12 protein-coding genes are annotated in these 20,232 nt (G+C 42.1%); 3 read left to right on the forward strand and 9 right to left on the reverse strand.

Features of this window, described 5'->3' with window-relative positions; genetic code table 11:
• Nucleotides 1-97 precede the first annotated feature (97 nt).
• Nucleotides 98-2,959: a chondroitinase family polysaccharide lyase gene (locus HMPREF0106_RS19790; RefSeq protein WP_009039110.1), complete on the forward strand. Its 2,862-nt coding sequence runs from the start codon at nt 98-100 to the stop codon at nt 2,957-2,959.
• A gap of 139 nt (nt 2,960-3,098) precedes the next feature.
• Here HMPREF0106_RS19790 and cysS read toward each other — a convergent pair whose 3' ends face one another.
• The 5 genes from cysS to HMPREF0106_RS19765 all read right to left on the reverse strand — a co-directional run bounded on the left by cysS (nt 3,099) and on the right by HMPREF0106_RS19765 (nt 13,567).
• Nucleotides 3,099-4,580 (reverse strand): cysteine--tRNA ligase, encoded by a 1,482-nt coding sequence (gene cysS / locus HMPREF0106_RS19785; protein ID WP_008023995.1) that lies wholly within the window; start codon nt 4,578-4,580, stop codon nt 3,099-3,101.
• A gap of 230 nt (nt 4,581-4,810) precedes the next feature.
• Nucleotides 4,811-5,623: a Cof-type HAD-IIB family hydrolase gene (locus tag HMPREF0106_RS19780; RefSeq protein ID WP_009039111.1), complete on the reverse strand. Its 813-nt coding sequence runs from the start codon at nt 5,621-5,623 to the stop codon at nt 4,811-4,813.
• Between the two features lie 332 nt (nt 5,624-5,955).
• Nucleotides 5,956-7,953 (reverse strand): PL29 family lyase N-terminal domain-containing protein, encoded by a 1,998-nt coding sequence (locus HMPREF0106_RS19775; RefSeq protein WP_009039112.1) that lies wholly within the window; start codon nt 7,951-7,953, stop codon nt 5,956-5,958.
• A gap of 21 nt (nt 7,954-7,974) precedes the next feature.
• Entirely contained in the window at nt 7,975-10,581 is a 2,607-nt protein-coding gene (locus tag HMPREF0106_RS19770; RefSeq protein WP_008024001.1) for a DUF4955 domain-containing protein, read from the reverse strand.
• 145 nt (nt 10,582-10,726) lie between these two features.
• The gene (locus HMPREF0106_RS19765; RefSeq protein WP_009039113.1) at nt 10,727-13,567 is read right to left on the reverse strand and encodes a DEAD/DEAH box helicase; all 2,841 of its coding nucleotides are present in this window, start codon (nt 13,565-13,567) and stop codon (nt 10,727-10,729) included.
• Nucleotides 13,568-13,620: 53 nt separating this feature from the next.
• Here HMPREF0106_RS19765 and mnmA point away from each other — a divergent pair, with 53 nt between their 5' ends.
• Complete coding sequence (gene mnmA / locus HMPREF0106_RS19760) at nt 13,621-14,760, forward strand: tRNA 2-thiouridine(34) synthase MnmA (protein ID WP_009039114.1); 1,140 nt, start codon at nt 13,621-13,623, stop codon at nt 14,758-14,760.
• 243 nt (nt 14,761-15,003) lie between these two features.
• On the opposite strand, the gene HMPREF0106_RS19755 is transcribed toward mnmA, so the two are convergent.
• Nucleotides 15,004-16,530, reverse strand: coding sequence for a GH3 auxin-responsive promoter family protein (locus HMPREF0106_RS19755; protein ID WP_009039115.1), 1,527 nt, complete (start codon nt 16,528-16,530; stop codon nt 15,004-15,006).
• A 137-nt stretch (nt 16,531-16,667) separates the two neighbouring features.
• On the opposite strand from HMPREF0106_RS19755, the gene HMPREF0106_RS19750 reads away from it, so the two are divergent.
• Nucleotides 16,668-17,678 carry an ATP-dependent 6-phosphofructokinase gene (locus tag HMPREF0106_RS19750; protein ID WP_004315551.1) on the forward strand — a complete coding sequence of 337 codons (1,011 nt, stop codon included), beginning with the start codon at nt 16,668-16,670 and terminating at the stop codon, nt 17,676-17,678.
• Here the strand turns inward: HMPREF0106_RS19750 and rnc are convergent.
• The 3 genes from rnc to HMPREF0106_RS19735 are packed head-to-tail and all read right to left on the reverse strand — an operon-like array spanning nt 17,620 to nt 20,167.
• Nucleotides 17,620-18,687, reverse strand: coding sequence for a ribonuclease III (gene rnc, locus HMPREF0106_RS19745; RefSeq protein WP_008997624.1), 1,068 nt, complete (start codon nt 18,685-18,687; stop codon nt 17,620-17,622). The two genes, HMPREF0106_RS19750 and rnc, sit on opposite strands and share 59 nt — an antisense overlap.
• Nucleotides 18,653-19,915 (reverse strand): beta-ketoacyl-ACP synthase II, encoded by a 1,263-nt coding sequence (gene fabF / locus HMPREF0106_RS19740; protein ID WP_004315552.1) that lies wholly within the window; start codon nt 19,913-19,915, stop codon nt 18,653-18,655. The genes rnc and fabF overlap by 35 nt, the downstream gene beginning before the upstream one ends.
• A 15-nt stretch (nt 19,916-19,930) precedes the next feature.
• Nucleotides 19,931-20,167, reverse strand: coding sequence for an acyl carrier protein (locus HMPREF0106_RS19735; protein ID WP_002558672.1), 237 nt, complete (start codon nt 20,165-20,167; stop codon nt 19,931-19,933).
• Nucleotides 20,168-20,232 lie beyond the last annotated feature (65 nt).

Here is a 20,232-nt window from a genome sequence, read left to right on the forward strand (position 1 = left end):
AAACGCTGATTAACTCAAATAAGTGCCAATTTTAGGAGTAAATCTCTGCGACAATAATAGGTGTTAATCCGCATCCGCGTTTAAATTGAAAATAGTAATGAAAAACAGTTGTTTTATAGTATTATTCCTTTTGGGAATCATTCCTTCAGCTTTCGCTCAACTCATCGGATTTGAAGAAGAAGTGCCCGAAGCATTTACAGTTTCCGGAAAGGGAGAAGTGAAAATCTCTTCTCTTTTTTACAAGGAGGGTGAAAGTAGTCTGGAATGGGACTTTCAGCCTGGTTCTACGCTGGACATTCAAATTGCTCCTTTATCGTTGAATGCGAGAAATGAGAAGCAATTCGGCATTACCTTGTGGATTTATAATGAGAAACCGCAGCAGGATTCTATTCGTTTTGAGTTTCTGAATAAGGCAGGAGAAGTCTCTTATTGGTTCTCTTATCGTTTACAGGCAGCAGGTTGGCGGGCTTGTTGGATCTCTTTTGAGTATATGCAAGGAGATAAGAAAGATAAGAAAATCGTAGCCTATCGACTGGTTGCCCCGCAACGGAAAGGACGTATCTTTCTTGATCGTTTGACTTTCCCCGAAAAGAAAATGAATCTTCGTACTACTCCCGACCAGCAGTTGCCTGCCAATAATGGATTGTCTAATCGTGACCTATGGCATTGGTGTCTCGTGTGGAAATGGGAACAACAGTCGTATGATATCCCTCTGCCTTCTAAATTGTCAAGCGAACAAAAGAAAGAATTGAAGACTATCGAACAACGTTTGACTGACTTTCTGGAAGTGAAAAAGGCTCCGCAAGGACCGATTAATGCTGCCTATAAAACATTTGAGAAAGCGGCTATCAGTCCATCCATCGCCGGAACGGGATTTATAGGAACTCCTATTGTTGCTCCTGATGAACAGGGCAAGAAGAAAGGAGAAATGTCATGGAACGATATTGAAACGATGCTTTCCGGCTTTGCCTATGATGCTTATTATAACCAGAACGAAACATCAAAGAAAAACTACTTTACTGTATTCGACTATGCTATCGATCAGGGATTTGCATACGGTAGCGGTATGGGTACCAATCATCATTATGGTTATCAGGTACGTAAGATATATACAACTGCCTGGCTGATGCGTGATGCTATCTATAAACATCCTCATCGGGATGCTTATCTCTCCACATTGCGTTTTTGGGCGGCTCTGCAAGAAACTCGTCAGCCATGTTCTCCAACACGTGATGAATTGTTGGATTCCTGGCATACGTTATTGATGGCGAAATTTATTTCCGCTATGATGTTTCCCGATGCAAGGGAACAGGCGCAAGCTTTGAGCGGCTTGTCACGTTGGCTATCTTCTTCTTTGCGTTATACTCCGGGAACGATCGGTGGTATAAAGGTAGACGGTACGACTTTCCATCATGGCGGTTTCTATCCGGGATATACCACTGGAGTACTTGCGACTGTAGGAGAATATATTGCATTTACCAATGGTACAAGCTTTGAACTGACAGAAGATGCGCGCAAACACATGAAATCAGCCTTTATTGCTATGCGCAATTATTGCAATTTCTATGAATGGGGCATCGGAATCAGTGGCCGTCATCCTTTTGGAGGGAAGATGGGAAGCGATGATATCGAAGCATTTGCCAATATCGCTTTATCCGGCGATTTGTCCGGTCAGGGAAATACGTTTGATCGTGGTCTGGCTGCCGACTATTTACGTCTGATACGCAATAGTGATACTCCGAATGCGCGTTTCTTCAAGAAGGAAGGTATTCAACCGGCACAGGCTCCACAGGGATTCTTCGTTTACAACTATGGTTCGGCAGGCATTTTCCGTCGTGCGGACTGGATGGTGACATTGAAAGGGTATACCACTGACGTATGGGGCTCTGAAATTTATACGAAAGATAACCGTTACGGACGTTATCAAAGTTATGGCTCCGTGCAGATTATGGGGAAAGGAAATCCCGTGTCACGTGCCGGAAGCGGCTTTGTGCAGGAGGGATGGGACTGGAATCGTTTGCCGGGTACAACTACCATTCATTTGCCTTTCGACTTGCTTGATAGCCCATTGAAAGGAACGACTATGGCACGCTCCAAAGAGAATTTCTCCGGAAGCAGTTCTTTAGATGGTAAAAATGGAATGTTCGCTATGAAATTGGCAGAACGGGATTATGAGAACTTCACACCAGACTTTGTGGCCCGTAAATCCGTTTTCTGTTTTGATAACCGGATGGTTTGCCTGGGAACAGGTATTTCGAACTCCAATGTAGATTATCCTACGGAAACAACTCTTTTCCAGACAAAATATAATGGTAAGGAGCCCAAGGTAGGAGAGGATAACTATTGGCTTCATGATGGTTATGACAATTATTATCATGTAGTGGACGGAACCGTTCGCTCACAGGTGGCAGAACAGGAATCACGGCACGAAAAGACGCGTGAAGTTACTAAGGGAAAATTCTCTTCTGCCTGGATAGAATATGGCAAGGCACCGAAAGAGGGGACTTATGAATATATGGTATTGATACAGCCTTCTGCTTCTGATCTCGACGAGCTGCGTAAAACTCCTGCATACGAGGTGTTGCAACGCGATCAGACTGCTCACGTTGTTTATGATAAAAAGACAGGTATCACGGCGTATGCTGCTTTTGAAGCTTATCAGCCTGCCGCTGATAAAGTGTTCGTGGCTATTCCTGCGGAAACAATGGTGATGTATGCAAAGGAATCTGATAAGGGTATCCGTTTAAGCGTCTGTGATCCGAATCTGAATATAGAAGAGAAGACGTATACAACGAAAGAGCCCAGTCGTCCTATTACTAAGGAGATACGGCTTAAAGGACATTGGAGATTGACAAGCCCGATGGAAAATGTCCGGTTGGAACAGCAGGGAGACCAGACCGTACTGACGGTAACCTGTCAGCATGGACAGCCGGTTGAAATGCTCATGGAAAATAAATAATTAGTGAATAAGATAAGAGAAAACAAGAATTTAAAGAGAGGTATTAGTTATCATGTTTCTATGAAAAAAGAGAAGACCGGTTCGTGGTGAGCCGGTCTTCTTTGTATTTGCATGGTGCGTTGAGCACTTTCTTTTCTTATTACTTATTCAGCCTCCATTCGAAACCGTCTTTAGTATCTTTGATTTCAAATCCGAGTGCTGTCAGTGTGTTGCGGATTTCATCGGAAGTAGCCCAGTCTTTGTTGGCTTTCGCTTTCATACGTTGTTCCAGTAGCATATCTACTACCTTACCGTAGGCTGCTTCACGGCCATCAGAAGAACCTTTTTCTTCTTTCAATCCCATGATGTCGAAGCTGAACAGATGGAATGTTTCTTTCAACTCTTTCAGGTCTTCGGCGGATATGGTGGCATTGCCGGCAATGATATTGTTAATAATGCGGGCACCTTCGAAAAGCTGTGCGATGACAATCGGTGTATTCAAGTCGTCATTCATTGCTTCATAGCACTTAGCGCGCAGTTCTTTCACGTTGATTCCCTCTGAAGTTGCCGGTGCGGGAGTAATCTTATCCAATGCGTCAATGGCTTCCATCAGACGTTGCAGCCCTTTTTCGGATGCTTGCAGTGCTTCATTGCTAAAGTCTACCGTGCTGCGGTAATGAGCTTGCAGGATGAAGAAACGGATTGTCATTGGTGTGTAGGCTTGTGCCAGCAGCTTATGAGTACCGTTGAAGAATTCGTCCAAAGTGATGAAGTTGCCGAGTGATTTACCCATCTTGGTTCCGTTGATGGTAATCATGTTGTTGTGCATCCAGTAGTGAACCATGTCATCACCTTGTGAGGCTACCGATTGTGCGATTTCACATTCGTGGTGAGGGAAAATCAAGTCCATTCCTCCTCCGTGAATATCGAAGTGTTCGCCTAGGTATTTGCGTCCCATAGCGGTACATTCGGCGTGCCATCCGGGGAAACCGTCGCTCCATGGAGACGGCCAGCGCATGATATGTTCAGGTTGTGCCTTTTTCCAAAGGGCGAAGTCGGCGGGATTGCGTTTTTCGCTTTGTCCGTCGAGGTCACGGGTGGTATTCAATACGTCGTCCAAATTACGTCCGGAAAGTTTTCCGTAATGGTGATCTTTGTTGTATTTGGCTACATCGAAATAAACGGAGCCTTCGCTTTCATAGGCGTATCCGGCATCCAAAATCTTCTGTACCAGTTGGATTTGTTCAATGATATGTCCTGAAGCATGTGGTTCGATGCTCGGAGAAAGTACATTCAGTGCTTCCATTGCTTTATGATAGCGGTTCAGGAAATATTGAACAACCTCCATTGGTTCCAACTCTTCCAGACGTGCTTTCTTGGCAATCTTGTCTTCTCCGTCATCGGCATCATGTTCCAGATGACCTACATCGGTAATATTTCGTACGTAGCGTACTTTATATCCTAGGTGGGTGAGATAGCGGAATAACACATCGAAGGTTATAGACGGGCGGGCGTGTCCTAAATGGGCATCTCCGTAAACAGTCGGTCCGCACACATACATGCCTACATGAGGTGCATGAAGCGGTACGAACAACTCTTTCTTTCTATCTAAGGTGTTGTAAATGGTAAGTTGATGTTCCATAACATTTTATATTTGTTTTATTGGAACTGCAAAGTTAGTATAAAATCTGAATATGCGCTCTATCTTTGATGAGTTGATTTTAGCTCTTGAGCTGTTTTACTGGTAATATTATTAGTTTCCCGGTATGAAACTAAAAGTTTCACACCGGGGAACCAATGGTTTCATTACGGGAAACCAAAGGTTTCTCACCGAGAAACTAAAATTTTGTCGGCATGAAAGTAAATGTTTGGTTATTGTTGACTGCAAAACTTATCAATAGCTTCTGCTACACCGTCTTCTTCGTTGCTTAGAGTGATGTAATTTGCTGCTTTTTTTACAGGTTCTTGTGCATTTCCCATAGCAATTCCCAGTCCTGCAAACTTAATCATGGATAAGTCATTATAGCCATCTCCCATTGCTATGAGTTCTTCTCGTGCTACTCCTATTTCTTTCAATAAGACAGCAAGAGAAAGAGCTTTGTCAATTCCTTGCGGAACTAATTCGAGGAAATAGGGTTCTGAACGGAAAACGTTAATATGTCCTTGTAGCCGGAGACTAAGTTCTGCTTCAAGCGGAATGAGTTTATCTGCGTCTCCCACGATGAGGCATTTGGCTACAGGAAGCGTGATCTCTGTGAGGAAGTCGTTTGTTTCCCGTACTGCCATTTTATTGAGAAAGGCCTCTTTCTGTACGTATGGGTCTTGAGAGTTTTCTGTTATTATATCTGCTCCGTCATAGGTTAATATACTTAGTTGGTGGGTACGGGCACATTCATAGAGCATCGGAACAACTTCATTAGGTAACACATTTTCATATACCATCTCTTTTGTTTCCCAATTGATAATTTCACCTCCGTTATAGGAGAGGATGAAACCTCCGAATTCATTCATCCGTAATTCGTTGGCTAATGGTACAATACCATAAGTAGGTCGTCCGGAAGCTAATACGAGTCGTATTCCTTGCTCTTGTATACGTATTAGAGTTTCCCTGTTGCGGGGAGTGATTTCTTTTTTAGAATTGGTGAGTGTGCCGTCAAGGTCGAGCACGATAAGTTTGTATTTCATGTAGCGTTGTTTTGGGTGCAAAGATAGATTAAAAAAGTTTTTCCGCAAGGTGGTGGGGGAAAAGATGTGGCTTTAGCTAAGCCAGCCATCGTTTGTTCAACTTGGCAGATGTTTTTGTAAAGTATTGAATATTAATAAAGGAGCTTCAGATCTGAGTCGTCGTGCTGTCATGCATCAGATGCAGGGACTTTCTTTTTGAACCAGACTCGTATTTTTCGGATGTAGTAGCTTCTCCTGTTTCTGATTTCTTGATTGATGATATGACATTTAGATAAATAAAAGCCGCATAACTTTCGTTATGCGGCTTTTATTATTAAACTGGTAAAAGAGTTTTATTCAATTGTTGCTCCATAACCAGCTACATCGCTAGCTAATGTAAATATACCATTTACATAATCATATTGAGTAATAGGAGCTGTTGCGTGCTTGGTTATGTTATTACCGCTTGTTGGTTCTTTAACTAAAGAACTTGTATGATAATAATTCCAATTTTTGGTTAAGCCATATACGATATTGTCGGTTACATCTATTTGAGGTGTGCAACTTTCTAAGAAAGAATAATAGTAGGAACCGAATTCTGCTTCCGGACTTACGTCAAAGATATTCTTGCTTATAGTCAATGATGTTCCTTTTTGATATCTGAAGAATATATTGCTACCTATCATGTTGACAAAAGTATTATTTATAATTTCGGCAGAAAGTACACCATCTGATAAAGGTATATTACCAGTAGCCCAGTTTAATATTTGCACGCCTTCTTGAGGTGTCTGGCTATACACTATATTGTTCTTGAAGTTGAAAGTTTTATAATCTCCTAAATTGAAGCCTTTATATATATTTATCAAGGCAATTTTGATAGCATTAACTTCAATACGAGTGTCTTGAACAGAGATGTTGTCTATACCAAAGTAAGTCTTTTGTGCTGCATCGTAATAAATTGGTTTCAAGACATTCGCAATCAGACAGTTGTCAATGCAGATGTCAGTAAAGTCTCCCTTGCTGATAACGCCTGCATTATTTATAAAATAACCAGCATTGCTACCTCCATTGAGATCACTTAAATCTATTTTTATATTCTTAAAAAGTAGCTTTCCTTTGCATGATTTCCAGCAATTAATAGGACGAAGTGTTACTTGCTCGTCATCATATCGACCGATGATAATAACATCATTGCTGATTGATTTTACTCCGGTTGTGGTAAAATTGTGTGCTGTACCTGTGAGGAACAGTATAACAGGTTTACTCATTGTAGCACTAAAGTAAGTGTCAAGTGCCACATCGGCATCTGTTGCATCCAATATTTGTATGTCAGCATCTGAATAAATTTGGTTGTTGATGGTGATGCCGCCGATAGTAATGTCTTTACCATGATCAAAATCGGCTTTATAATCCGTACGATTCTTAATACTAACCTGAATCTTTGCAATCATAGCATACTTTCCACTTGTTGCCAATATCGCAATATCAGTACTGTTATCAGCTGTTGCACGAGTCATCATCTTTGCGCTTGATGCAGGGGCAGTAACAATCAATATATTTTCTTTTCCAGCTTCCTTAGAGAATTTAGCACTCCATCCTTCTGGAGCAGTAATCATTGTATTTTTTACTCCTCTCATGGTCATGGTAAATTCTTTCGTTTCACCTGCAGAAAACTCTTGTATTTGTTCTAAATCTTCAGCCGCAAAACTACATTCAAAGTCGCTGATGATAGGGATACGTATGGTTGGAGCATCCTCACCCGCAAGTACTAAGACCAGTTCGTTGTTTTCTACTGTTACACTCTTGAAGTTTTTGTCTTCTGCCGGAGCGGAACCGTCACCAGTTGCGCTGACTTTGTCAGTAGTTCCTTCTTTGTATATATATTCATAGTTTTTTCCTTCATCATAGCTAACCTGCCAGTAGCCTTCACTATCTACATTAAATGTAGGAGTCTTGCCACTCTCTCCATTAGCTTTCACAGGTTGTCCGTTTACAGTCAGACGCTCCGGAGTTTCATTTTTGTTGTAAAGAACAGTCCAGTAGCCTTCTGAATCGATACCGATAATAGGGCATAACAGGTTATTATCGTTTTTCATATATAGATTTACTGTTTTTCCATTGCTCAAAGTGAGTGTGTAGGAATCAGACTTTTCCTCTATATTAGTAATAAATGTTCCTTCATTATAAAGTTCGCGAAGAGCTTCTGTGTTACTATTTATATCACGTACTTGTGTCTCGAGTGCGGTAACGCGCTTTTTCAGTGCGTCTACATCATCTTCCAAATCGTCAATGTTGGTACATGCTACCAGGCATACAGCCAATAACATGAACATACTCCATACTTTTTTCATGATTATATTGTTTTAAAGTTATTATTTTAAAGAGGATAGCCAGGAAGGAACATATCCCAAACGTTTACGTAATTGAGCCTCATAGAGTGAATATGGTTCCACAGCAGTTCCGTTACTTTCGAGTCGCTTCATTTGAGTAGCATCAAAATCTAAAGGACTTCCGTGGAAACCGACAATGATAGGAGGCATAAATTTCCACCAAAAGCCGTTACTATCCCACCAGGTAAATTTACCTTCTGTATCGATGTCCTGATCTGTTTGTACATTTGTTGCATAGAAATTCCATATTGTCAGATTCTCCATGTGATTTGGCATTTGAGCAGAGTCTCCTCCTTGTCTCCAATGCATGAAACCGCCAGTACAGCAGTCAATTAATGTTGCACGTGGCTGTGTGGCATGTGATTCAAAGCAAGAATCATCTCCCCATTTCACATTCCATATTACAGCACCCATGCTTTGCTTTGAAACACCGCAAGCGTGATATTGACCAACGTTTGTTTTATATTCCATCAATGTGCTTTCACCTTCTCCTTTTCTAAGTGTGTAGCCATTGCTGCTTTCAGTTACTTTTCCAATAAAGATACGGGAAGAAGCTTGCGAGCGGATAGAAGCATGTCCACGATTACCACCAATAGTGATGTCATAAGCAGAACAATTGGCAGAACTTGTGATTGACATGGCTTCACTAACACTTTCAAAATTAACCCGGCGCATCCATGAATTGGTCAGACGTACAAAATCGATAAGCTTAAAACCACCGTCATCTATGTCAGAGCCGTGATGAATAAACTTCTCTTTGGCATGTCCTTTAAATGTAAGGTCTTCTACGCCAACATTGGCATAATTGGCGAATTTATGTACATTCCATCCCCAATCTTTATTAATAGCATGCATGATGGGTTCTTTAAAGGTAATACTGTTACCACTAATCTTTTCAATCTGATGGTATTCGAATATTTGAATACCATTTGTTTTGATATTGGGAGTAATGCCTTGTTGTACCTTAATATCTTGCCATTGATAAGGCGATAGTTCGGAATTAATAACATCATTATCCGTGTTTCCCAACTTGGGGGTTCCCAGTACGAGACATACCCAACTGCCCGCACTTACTCCTGTTAAACTGGCCGTTATGGTTTTGCTGCCTATGGGAGCGTCTTCAGTGATAGCACCAATTGATTCTCCTAATCCTGTATTATGTTTGAACTCCATCATAACAGGAGCATTCCACATTTCCTCAGTAGGTTTGGGAGAATTATTTGCAGCAGTCATTTCGAGTGTTGTTTTGTTTCTTCCGGCTCCTTTTAAAACAATATCACTCATCGATATACGAATCCTGCGATCCTTAGAATCCTCATCTTGTAGAATATAATTCCCTTCTGGGAAGTAGATAATAGCTTTAGCGTTTTCCTTAATATATCGATCTGTCATATTATTGAGATCTTCTTGCTTTGTTTCTCTTGCTATTTCTTCCAGTACCTTCATGAAAGCTGCTCTGTCAGATTTGCCGTCGTTGGGGATAGCCCCATATTGGGGATCTGTAACATCGTATACTTTATATCCTTGTGCTATTAATGTTTCTATTTCAGGAGGAGCTATTTCACCATGTTTATATCCGGCGTATGAAAAGTCCAATAATACATTTTGTTGATCTGCGTTTACAAATTGTTGCCAGGCTTTTGCTCCGGTTTCATTGGAAAGTTGTTTCACTTCAATAGAAACAATACGGATATAATTCTTTGATGAAGTAAGTACAATCTTAATTGTTTCTTCTACGTCTTTTACAACAGTTGCTTGTGGTGTGATAGTTAATAAGTTCTCGGATAAAAGAACATCCCATCCTTTAGGAGCTTGTATTGCAGCTTGTTGCACGTCATTCTGTTCTACTTTATACTCTTTATGGCTTTCATTGGGGGCAAAAACTTGCACAGCTTGTTCACTTTCAGCGTCATTGAGACCATAAATGATCAGTCCGAAGCTGTCGTCTACTGGGAAAGTATATGTTTTTTCACCATCAGCCAGGGTGAATGAGAAAGTATGGTTTGCTTCATTATATTCTACCTTGCTGAATATGCTGGTTCCTCCCTGACTTCCACCTTCGGCCTTAGTTCCTAAGCTTGTATATGTTTGTCCATTATCGTAGCTCACTTGCCAATATCCACTGGAAGATACGCTGATTAATGGAGTTGCCACCACATTGCCTTCTCCATCACGGGGCCAGGCTGATATTTTCTCTCCATCGGCTCCTGGCAGATATTTGAAATCTGTATCATTACTTGTTTTATATATCCAGTAGCCTTCTTCGTCTACGGAAAATTCAGGGACAGACGCTTGTACTGCTTCACTCTCCATGACTTTAATGCTTGTTCCGTCACTAAGTTCCAGCAAATATCCTAAGCCATCTTTAGTCGGAGTAATTCCGATAATGATTTTGTTTTTTTGCATAAGGGCTTGCAGACTGGCAAATGAAGTATTCAGTCCTTCCGTTGCTTTTTCCAAAGCAGCGACACGGTCTTTCAGAGAATTGATGTCTGCTTCCAGGTCGTCTGTTTTTTGGCATGATTGCATGATTGCCAACATGCTGCAAATACCAAATAGTAATAGGTAGGTAATGCTCCTGTTTTTCATACATTTATTATTTCGGGTTATTTATAATTTTCACAGTGGCAAAGATAACCGGATAAAATAAGAGTATATGGATAAAAAAATTCAGGAATACGATGAAATAATACATTTTACACACCTCTGTGATAGATTGAGGCTTTATGTATTATTAGAGCAGGTCTACCCATTGCTCATTGCTTAATATAGGCAATGACTCACTGTCGGCAACAAATGTTTCCGCCAGTTTTCGTTTCTCATCTTGCAGATGCAGAATCTTTTCCTCAATGCTGTTTTGTGTAATGAAGCGATAGGCAATCACCTGCTTATCCTGACCGATACGATGGGCACGGGCGATGGCTTGCGATTCGGCGGCAGGATTCCACCAGGGATCTATGATAAATACATAGTCGGCTTGTGTAAGATTGAGTCCCACACCCCCTGCTTTTAGTGAAATAAGGAATGCCTGAACATCTTTTTGCTCGGTGAAATGGGCGATTTCGGAAGGCCGGTTGTTGGTTGCTCCTGTTAATAGGGCATATTTCCAGCCTCGTTCTCGGAAAGCTTCAGCCAAGACCTCCAGATGTTTGACGAATGAAGAGAAAATTAGGACTTTGTGTCCTTCGCTTTGTAATGTATCGAATGTTTCGATTATCTGTGCGGTTTTTCCGGATGTTCCGGTATAATCAGGAAGAATGAGTTGCGGATGACAAGAGAGTTGTCGTAAACGCAAAATGCCATTTAGTACACTAAATGAATGGAGCCTGTTCGTACTTTGAGGGTGCTGGAGAAGTATGTTTCGCAGGCTGTTTTTCTCCTGTTCGTAACACGTGTTCTGCTCTTCAGTCATGTCGCAGTAGATTGTTTCTTCCGTAAGTTCAGGAAGTTCCGGAGCTACCTCTTTCTTGCTTCTGCGGAGGATGAATGGGGCAGTCAGTTGTTGCAACTGCACTCGTACGCGTTCGTTTCCCTGGCGAATCGGCATTATGAACTGCTTTTGGAAAGCACTTTCCGTGCCCAGTAAGTCCGGTTGTATAAAATGAAATTGAGCCCACAGGTCCTTTAATGAGTTTTCGATAGGAGTACCTGTTAGTGCGAGTCGGTGTTTGCTTTGCAGTTGAATTGCCGACCGGAAGGTGAGCGATTCGCTATTCTTGATATTCTGGCTTTCATCGAGCACGACATATTCGAAACGGTAGGAAGAGAGTATATCAATGTTATTTCTCATCATGCCATACGTAGTAAAGATCAAGTGAAAATGACCGAAGAATTTTTCCGGACGTTTCTTGTCTATAGCCACGGTGTTGTTGTATTCCATCATTGAGAGCCCTGTAAAGCGCTTGGCTTCCCGTCGCCAGTTGTGAAGTAGCGATGTGGGGACTACAATTAGGGTAGCGGGTTGTTTGGGAGCGGATGGCTTATATATGTACTGTAGCAGGGTAAGAGTCTGAAGAGTCTTCCCGAGTCCCATGTCATCTGCCAGGCATCCGCCAAATCCTTGTTTATGGAGGTGTACCATCCACGAGAATCCTTTCTGCTGATAGGGGCGTAACGTTGCTTTAAGCGTTCTTGGTACGGCAACGTTATGTATTTGCTGCTTCACGGGGAATTTTTTCACTCCATCCTCACCCAAAGCTGTCTGTACGGCACCTATAAATGCATGTTTCAACCGAATTCCTTTTTCTGTTTGTACTCCCATCTCCAGTAAGTTCGCATATTTGCTGAACCACTCTTCAGGCAGGAGAATCATACGCCCGTCAGGTAGCAGATATTCCCGCTTTTCTTCGAGGATATGTTTGCGGAAACGTGAAAAAGGAATGCGCAGATTACCGATAACAACAGTGATGTGCAGTTCGAACCAGTCAACCTCATCGTCGCAGCTTTGCTCGATGCGTATCTCATCCAGACAATATAATGCATTCCCTACATTACTGGTAAGGTGAAAGGATTGCTGCAACATCTCCCGATGATTGTTGATCCATTCGACAATTGTCTTTTCCGGAGCTTTGGCGGATAGTTGGAAGTGTGTGGCATTGAGTTGTTGCAGACCGGCATTCGTTAAGAGTTGGACTGCTTGTTCTTCCACTGTAATATTACGCGGGAAAAAGCCGATTTCACCGGATGTTTTCCGATAAATGATTTTCTTCATTTCATTAGCACTATCTGGTGCAAATGTCTGGTCTCCATAGCGGAAGACAAGTTGCAATGCTTGTCCGTTGTATGTGGCATCTTCGAATGAGAGAACAGCTTCACAGGCACATTCTTCTTCAGTAATATTCAAACCGTGAGTCTCGATATCGTGATAACGTGCAATTGGAATAACGATGTTGTCTATGTATTTTTCAATCTGCAAAGCGTCTACGCTAATCGATCTTTTCTTTGTGAAAGGTAAGATACGTGCGCTTTCAATGTGTGGAAAAAAATATAACTCCATTCCCAATAATAGAGTGGCCGGCGAGGAGGTCAGTACAACTACCGGTTTTAACTCACTCAAAGAGAACGGTTGCCCTTCATAATAACACTGCAACTGATAACGGAACGTTTTACTGTCAACATGAAACGTTACGCGAATTTCTACGTCGTGAGGGTTGATATGATAAATATGATGGGCGTATAAGATTTTGCTACCGGCTTGTTTCTGATAAAAAGGCAGTCCGTTTTCCCGTATCAACGCCAGCATCTCCAACAGCTTCTTTTCGATGAACGGGCGAATATTATTTTTAATTCGTTCCGGATCTTCGGATAGCTTATGTAGAAAGCGTGATACTGTTTTTTCACGGGAGTAGAGGCCCATCAGATACTTTTCTGTATAGTATGAAGCGATATCGATAGCTTGTCTTTCCGCTTCGCTCATTATGCTCATAGCTTCCGGAGAGGCGTGAAACGCTTGCTCCACTAATTGCAAGGTGCCATCGTTCAGCCTTTCCGCAATATACGGAATCAGTAATATGCCGAGTATCGGATGCTCTGTGAAAACGATTATAACTTGTCCGTTAGTTGGTCTCTCTTTCATTCTCTTTTAGGCTTTAACTGACAAAGATACGGGAAAATACTTAATTTTGCAGCATGATAGAGGAAAACAAACGCGTATTGCTTGGAATGAGTGGCGGTACAGATAGCTCTGTTGCTGCTATGCGATTGCTGGAAGCCGGTTATGAAGTAATCGGGGTAACCTTTCGTTTTTATGAATTGAATGGTTCGACAGAATACCTAGAAGATGCTCGTAATTTGGCAGAACGTTTAGGAATACGGCATATAACATACGATGCCCGTGAAATATTTGCCCGGCAGATTATTGAATATTTTGTGCAGGAATACCTGGCAGGACGTACTCCGGTCCCCTGTACCTTGTGCAATAATTATCTGAAATGGCCTTTGCTTGCTAAGATTGCCGATGAAATGGGAATTTTTTATATTGCTACCGGACACTATGCGCAGAATATACAACTAAATGAAACCTTTTATATAACGTACGCCGCCGATTCGGATAAGGATCAAACCTTCTTCTTATGGGGATTGAAACAGGATATTCTTAATAGGATGCTGTTGCCGATGGGCGATATTACGAAAGCTGAAGCCCGTGCCTGGGCTGCTGAACATGGTTTTCGAAAGGTGGCAACCAAAAAGGATAGTATTGGTGTCTGTTTTTGCCCGATGGACTATCGGACCTTTTTAAAAGACTGGTTGGTCAGAAATGGTCAGATGTCGGTCAGTAATAGTGAGGCATCAATCAACAATAGTCAGACATCGGGCAGCGATAAACAGACCTGGTCTGACAGAATCAGAAGAGGAAGATTTGTCGATGAAAAGGGAAATTTTATTGCCTGGCATGAAGGCTATCCCTTTTATACTATTGGGCAGAGACGCGGTTTGGGCATTCATCTGAATCGTCCTGTATTTGTGAAAGAGATTGATCCTGAAAAGAATGAAGTGATGTTGGCTTCTCTTTCATCGTTGGAAAAAACAGAAATGTGGTTGAAAGATTGGAATCTTGTAAATCAGGAGCGTACTTTAGATCGCTCTGACATAATTGTGAAGATACGCTATCGCAAGCAGGAAAACCATGGCACGATTACCGTCACATCGGATCATTTATTGCACGTGCAGCTTCATGAACCATTAACAGCCATTGCTCCCGGACAGGCTGCTGCATTCTATGGAGACGGATTGCTACTAGGAGGAGGAATCATAGTCAACGCCCGTTAATCTTACATATTGGGAAGATGAACGCTCTGACGCAAGTTTTTTAAAACAAAACTTAGCTTGCTAATCGACATAACTAAGGCACGGATTACACGAATAAACAAGGAAAGAGAATAAACTTATCCATGTAATTCGTGTAATCCGTGCCTGAAAGAAATCGGAGAGTTGTTTTGACGCTCTCTCCTTATACAAGTAACCTCTGTAATGGAAAAAAAAAACTTGTAGTGGTTATGTTTTGGTTTTTGGTTATTCTTCCGGATGAGCGCTATTATTCAGCACCAGCATTGCTTCTATATATTCGCGTGTATTGCTTAATCTGGGTACTTTGTGTTGTCCTCCCAGTTTTCCTTTCTGTGCCAGCCAGTCATGGAACAATCCCTGACGGGCTACGATCACTTCCAATGGTTGCAAAGCGATATCTTTCCATCGTTTGGCTTCATAGTCAGAGTTAACCTCTTTCAGCGTAGCGTCAAGTATCGAAGCGAACTTTTCTACGGAATCCGGCATTTTGGCAAATTCTATTAGCCACTGGTGCCTGCATTTTGCGTTCTCATCCATAAACACCGGTGCTGCAGAGTATTCGCAAACTTGTGCTCCGGTCTCGGCGCAAGCTTTTGCCAATCCTTTTTCAGCATTATCGATAATCAGCTCTTCACCAAATGCATTGATGAAATGCTTCGTTCTTCCCGTGATGACAAACTTATAGGGATTCTTGCTGGTAAACTTCACAGTATCACCAATCATGTATCTCCACAGACCACAGGAAGTAGAAATAACCATTGCATAGTTCTTGTTGAGCTCGACTTCTTCAAGACAATAAGCCCGTGGATTTTCTTTTCCCACTTCCTCCAACGGAACAAATTCGTAGAAAATTCCATAGTCGATCATTAATAACATGGCAGGATCGGAAAGGTCGTTCTGGGTTCCGAAATATCCTTCCGAAGCATTGTAGGTCTCTACATAATGCATTTTAGGTGTTGTAATCACCTGTTTATATTGCTCACGATACGGTGTGAAAGCCACTCCGCCATGGAAGAAAACTTCCAGATTGGGCCATACTTCTTCCAGTGCCTGCTTTCCTGTCTTTTCAAGGATACGTTTGATAAGTACCAGCATCCACGACGGCACACCGGATAGGCTTGTCACATTTACCGGAATAGTGCTGTTGGCGATTGCTTCTATCTTGGTTTCCCATTCGCTCATCAATGCAATTTTCTTGCTTGGTACGCGAATGAAATTGATAAGCGGATTTACGTTTTGAATCAGAATAGCGGATAAATCTCCTACTAAACTATGATTGGAATTGAGGTTCGGGCTATGGCTCCCTCCTAGAATCAGTCCCTTGCCGGAGAAAAAATGGCTATCCGGATTGATGCGGAAATAAAGAGCTGCTGCGTCTTTTCCTCCTCTGTAATGAATATCTTCCAGCGCTTCCTTGCTGACAGGAAGGAATTTACTTTTATCATTAGTCGTTCCGGAAGATTTTGCAAACCAGCGTATCTCCGATGGCCAAAGCAGATTCTGTTCCCCAGCTCGCAAACGTTCTACATAAGGCTTAATTTCTTCGTATGTCTGGATAGGAACACGTTTACGGAAATCTTCATAGTTACGGATAGAGGAATAATCGTACTTTCTTCCCCATTCTGTTTGAGCGGCCTGGCGTGTTAAGCGGCTTAACACACGATGCTGTATCTCACTAGCCTGACTAGCATATAGGTCTATCTGTTTTAAACGGGAATCGAAAGTCTTACTAATAATTTTTGTAATATTCATTTCTGCTTTAACATAATAATGTTTAGTCGTGCAAAAGTAACTTATTTATCTTTTTTTTCTATCTTTACCACGGAAATAATCGTTAAAAATTGACGACTTCCATATAAATCCCGAGTTTTAGACTAAAAAATGCGACAATGAGAATTGGAATCTTAACATCCGGCGGGGACTGTCCCGGTATTAATGCCACGATTCGTGGCGTGTGCAAAACTGCCATCAATTATTACGGGATGGAAGTAGTAGGTATTCACAGCGGTTTTCAGGGCTTGCTGACTAAAGATGTCGAATCTATTACAGACAAGTCGCTCTCCGGTTTGCTCAATCTGGGTGGAACGATGTTAGGAACCTCTCGTGAGAAGCCTTTCAAAAAAGGAGGCGTTGTTTCTGATGTTGACAAACCGTCTTTAATCCTTCAGAATATCCGGGAAATGGAACTCGACTGTGTCGTTTGTATCGGCGGAAATGGAACACAGAAGACAGCGGCGAAGTTTGCTGCGATGGGAGTGAATATCGTATCTGTTCCTAAAACCATTGATAATGATATTTGGGGCACAGATATTTCTTTCGGTTTTGACTCGGCAGTAAGTATTGCTACCGATGCCATCGACCGTTTACATTCCACCGCAAGTTCTCACAAAAGGGTGATGGTGATTGAAGTGATGGGGCACAAGGCGGGTTGGATTGCCTTGTATTCCGGTATGGCAGGAGGAGGGGATGTGATTCTTCTCCCTGAAATTGCTTATGACATTAAAAATATTGGTAATACGATTCTGGAAAGACTGAAAAAGGGCAAGCCTTATTCTATTGTAGTGGTAGCAGAAGGTATTAGGACAGACGGACGCAAACGGGCTGCTGAATATATTGCGCAGGAGATTGAATATGAAACTGGTATAGAAACTCGCGAAACAGTTCTGGGGTATATTCAGCGTGGTGGTTCGCCTACTCCTTTCGACCGCAATCTTTCTACCCGTATGGGCGGCCACGCGACAGAATTGATCGCCAAGGGTGAATTCGGGCGTATGGTAGCTTTAAAAGGAGACGATATTGCATCTATCCCTCTTGAAGAAGTTGCAGGAAAACTGAAATTAGTTACTGAAGATCACGATTTGGTGATTCAGGGGCGTCGCATGGGGATTTGCTTTGGCTAGTCTCCTCGGCTTCCATAGTAGGTTGTACCGTAGAAATTTCATTATCGGAGGTGTTTTCTTCTAAAACATTCTCCGGTTTTGTCTCGGGAATTACATTCAGTTCGGCTTCAAGTTCATTCTCAAATTCATTCTCAAGTTCAGTTGCCAATTCAGTTTCAGAGTTAGTTGCAAGTTCAACCTCCGGTTCTGTTGTAGTTGCTGAATGTTGTGCTTTGATCTCTTCGACAGTTGACATAAATACGGGTTCCTTTACTTTCTTTATAGCCATTTGGGCAGCATTCTGTTGAGACTCTTTTTTGGAATATCCCGTACCTGTTCCTGCCGGAAGTCCTTCAATGCGTACTTCAGTTTGGAAAACAGGGTTGCTGTCGTGATCGAGAAATTGCTCGATTAACTCAAAGGAAACCTCCATCTTATTTTTTTGGCTCCACTCAATAAGTTTGGATTTGAAGTTAACCTCTTTTCGGGATATTTTATCCAGGTCGATATAACGGTTGATGATCCGTTGCTCCATAAACTGTTTGCAGCGTTCATACCCCTGATCCAGATAAATAGCTCCGATAAATGCCTCAAAAGCATTTCCGTACATATAACTGTTGTGAGAAGAAGAGCGGGTGGAATACTTTATGAGTTTATCCAAACCGATTTCAACGGCCAACTTATTCAAAGTCTCCCGTTGTACGATCTTAGAACGTGTGTTGGTCAGGAAACCTTCCCGTTTCCCTTCAAAACGTTTATAGACAATATCTCCTACGATGGCGTCGAGGATGGCGTCACCTAAAAACTCCAGCCGTTCATTGTTGAGGGGACGTCCCTTGTCGGAGCGGACAGAAGTTGATTTGTGCAGGAGAGCCTGCTCATAAAGTTGGATATTGCGCGGGTAGAACCCGAGTATCCGGTAAAAACAAAGATAAGACTCTCTATCCTTGCGGAACAAGAGCCTTATCTTATCTATTTCGTTACGTAACACGATATTACTCTGCGTATTTCTTGAAGATAACGCACGCATTGTGACCACCAAATCCAAATGTATTGGACAAGGCAACATTAACTTCGCGTTTCTGTGCTTTATTGAACGTGAAATTAAGGTTATAGTCGATGTTCTCGTCGTTGTCACCTTCTTCGTGGTTGATAGTCGGAGGAACAATGCCGTTCTTGATAGCAAGGATACTTGCAATAGATTCTACCGCACCGGCAGCTCCCAGCAAGTGACCTGTCATAGATTTTGTTGAACTGATGTTCAACTCGAACGCATGATCACCGAATACTTCCTTGATTGCTTTTGCTTCTGAAATGTCACCAACCGGAGTAGATGTACCGTGTACATTGATATAATCTACTTCTTTCGGATCCATTTCTGCATCTTCCAGTGCATTTTTCATCACCAATTTCGCTCCCAGACCTTCTGGATGAGAAGCTGTCAGGTGATGTGCATCTGCAGACATACCTACACCGGCAACTTCTGCATAGATTTTTGCACCGCGAGCTTTAGCGTGTTCCAGTTCTTCCAGGATCAGGCAACCGCCACCTTCGCCCATAACGAAACCATCACGGCTTGCGCTAAACGGACGTGAAGCTTTAGAAGCTTCGTCGTTGCGTGTTGACAGTGCGTGCATAGCGTTGAAACCGCCCACACCTGCCGGGAAGATAGCTGCTTCCGAACCACCGGATACAATTACGTTTGCTTTACCCAGACGAATCAGGTTGAAGGCATCTGCAATAGCGTTGGTTGAAGTAGCACATGCTGAACAAGTCGCGTAGTTAGGACCATGGAAACCATACATGATAGAAATCTGTCCGGCTGCAATATCCGAAATCATCTTTGGAATGAAGAACGGATTAAACTTCGGACCCATTTCCTGACGAGTGTAGTAGTTGCCTACCTCTTCTTCAAATGTATGTATACCACCAATACCGGCGCCGAAAATAACACCGATTTTGTTCAAGTCTTCTTTCTCGACATCAAGACCGGAATCACTTACCGCTTCTTTGGCAACAGCGATGGCATATTGAGTATACAGGTCCATCTTTCTTGCTTCTTTACGGTCTATGTATTTCGTTGCATCGAAGTTTTTCACTTCGCATGCGAATTGGGTCTTGAATAACGACGCATCAAAATGAGTAATAGGCCCTGCTCCACTAACCCCGTTCACAAGGTTTTCCCAAAATTCGGGAACGCTGTTGCCAACGGGAGTAATGGCGCCAAGGCCTGTTACTACCACTCTTTTTAATTCCATATTGATGAAATCGAATTACTTAGCGTGTTCTTCGATATAAGATACAGCATCACCTACAGTACCAATCTTTTCTGCTTGGTCATCAGGAATAGAGATACCGAATTCTTTTTCGAATTCCATGATAAGTTCTACAGTGTCAAGAGAATCTGCTCCCAGGTCGTTAGTGAAGCTTGCTTCGGTTGTAACTTCTGATTCTTCTACGCCTAATTTATCAACGATAATCGCTTTTACTCTTGATGCAATTTCAGACATAACTTTAAGTTTTTAATTAATAATTAGTTTTATTTCTTTAAATTTGCGGTGCAAAGGAATGAATA

It is taken from the genome of Bacteroides sp. D22 (genome assembly GCF_000163675.1).
In the GTDB taxonomy this organism is placed as follows: Bacteria; Bacteroidota; Bacteroidia; order Bacteroidales; family Bacteroidaceae; genus Bacteroides; species Bacteroides xylanisolvens.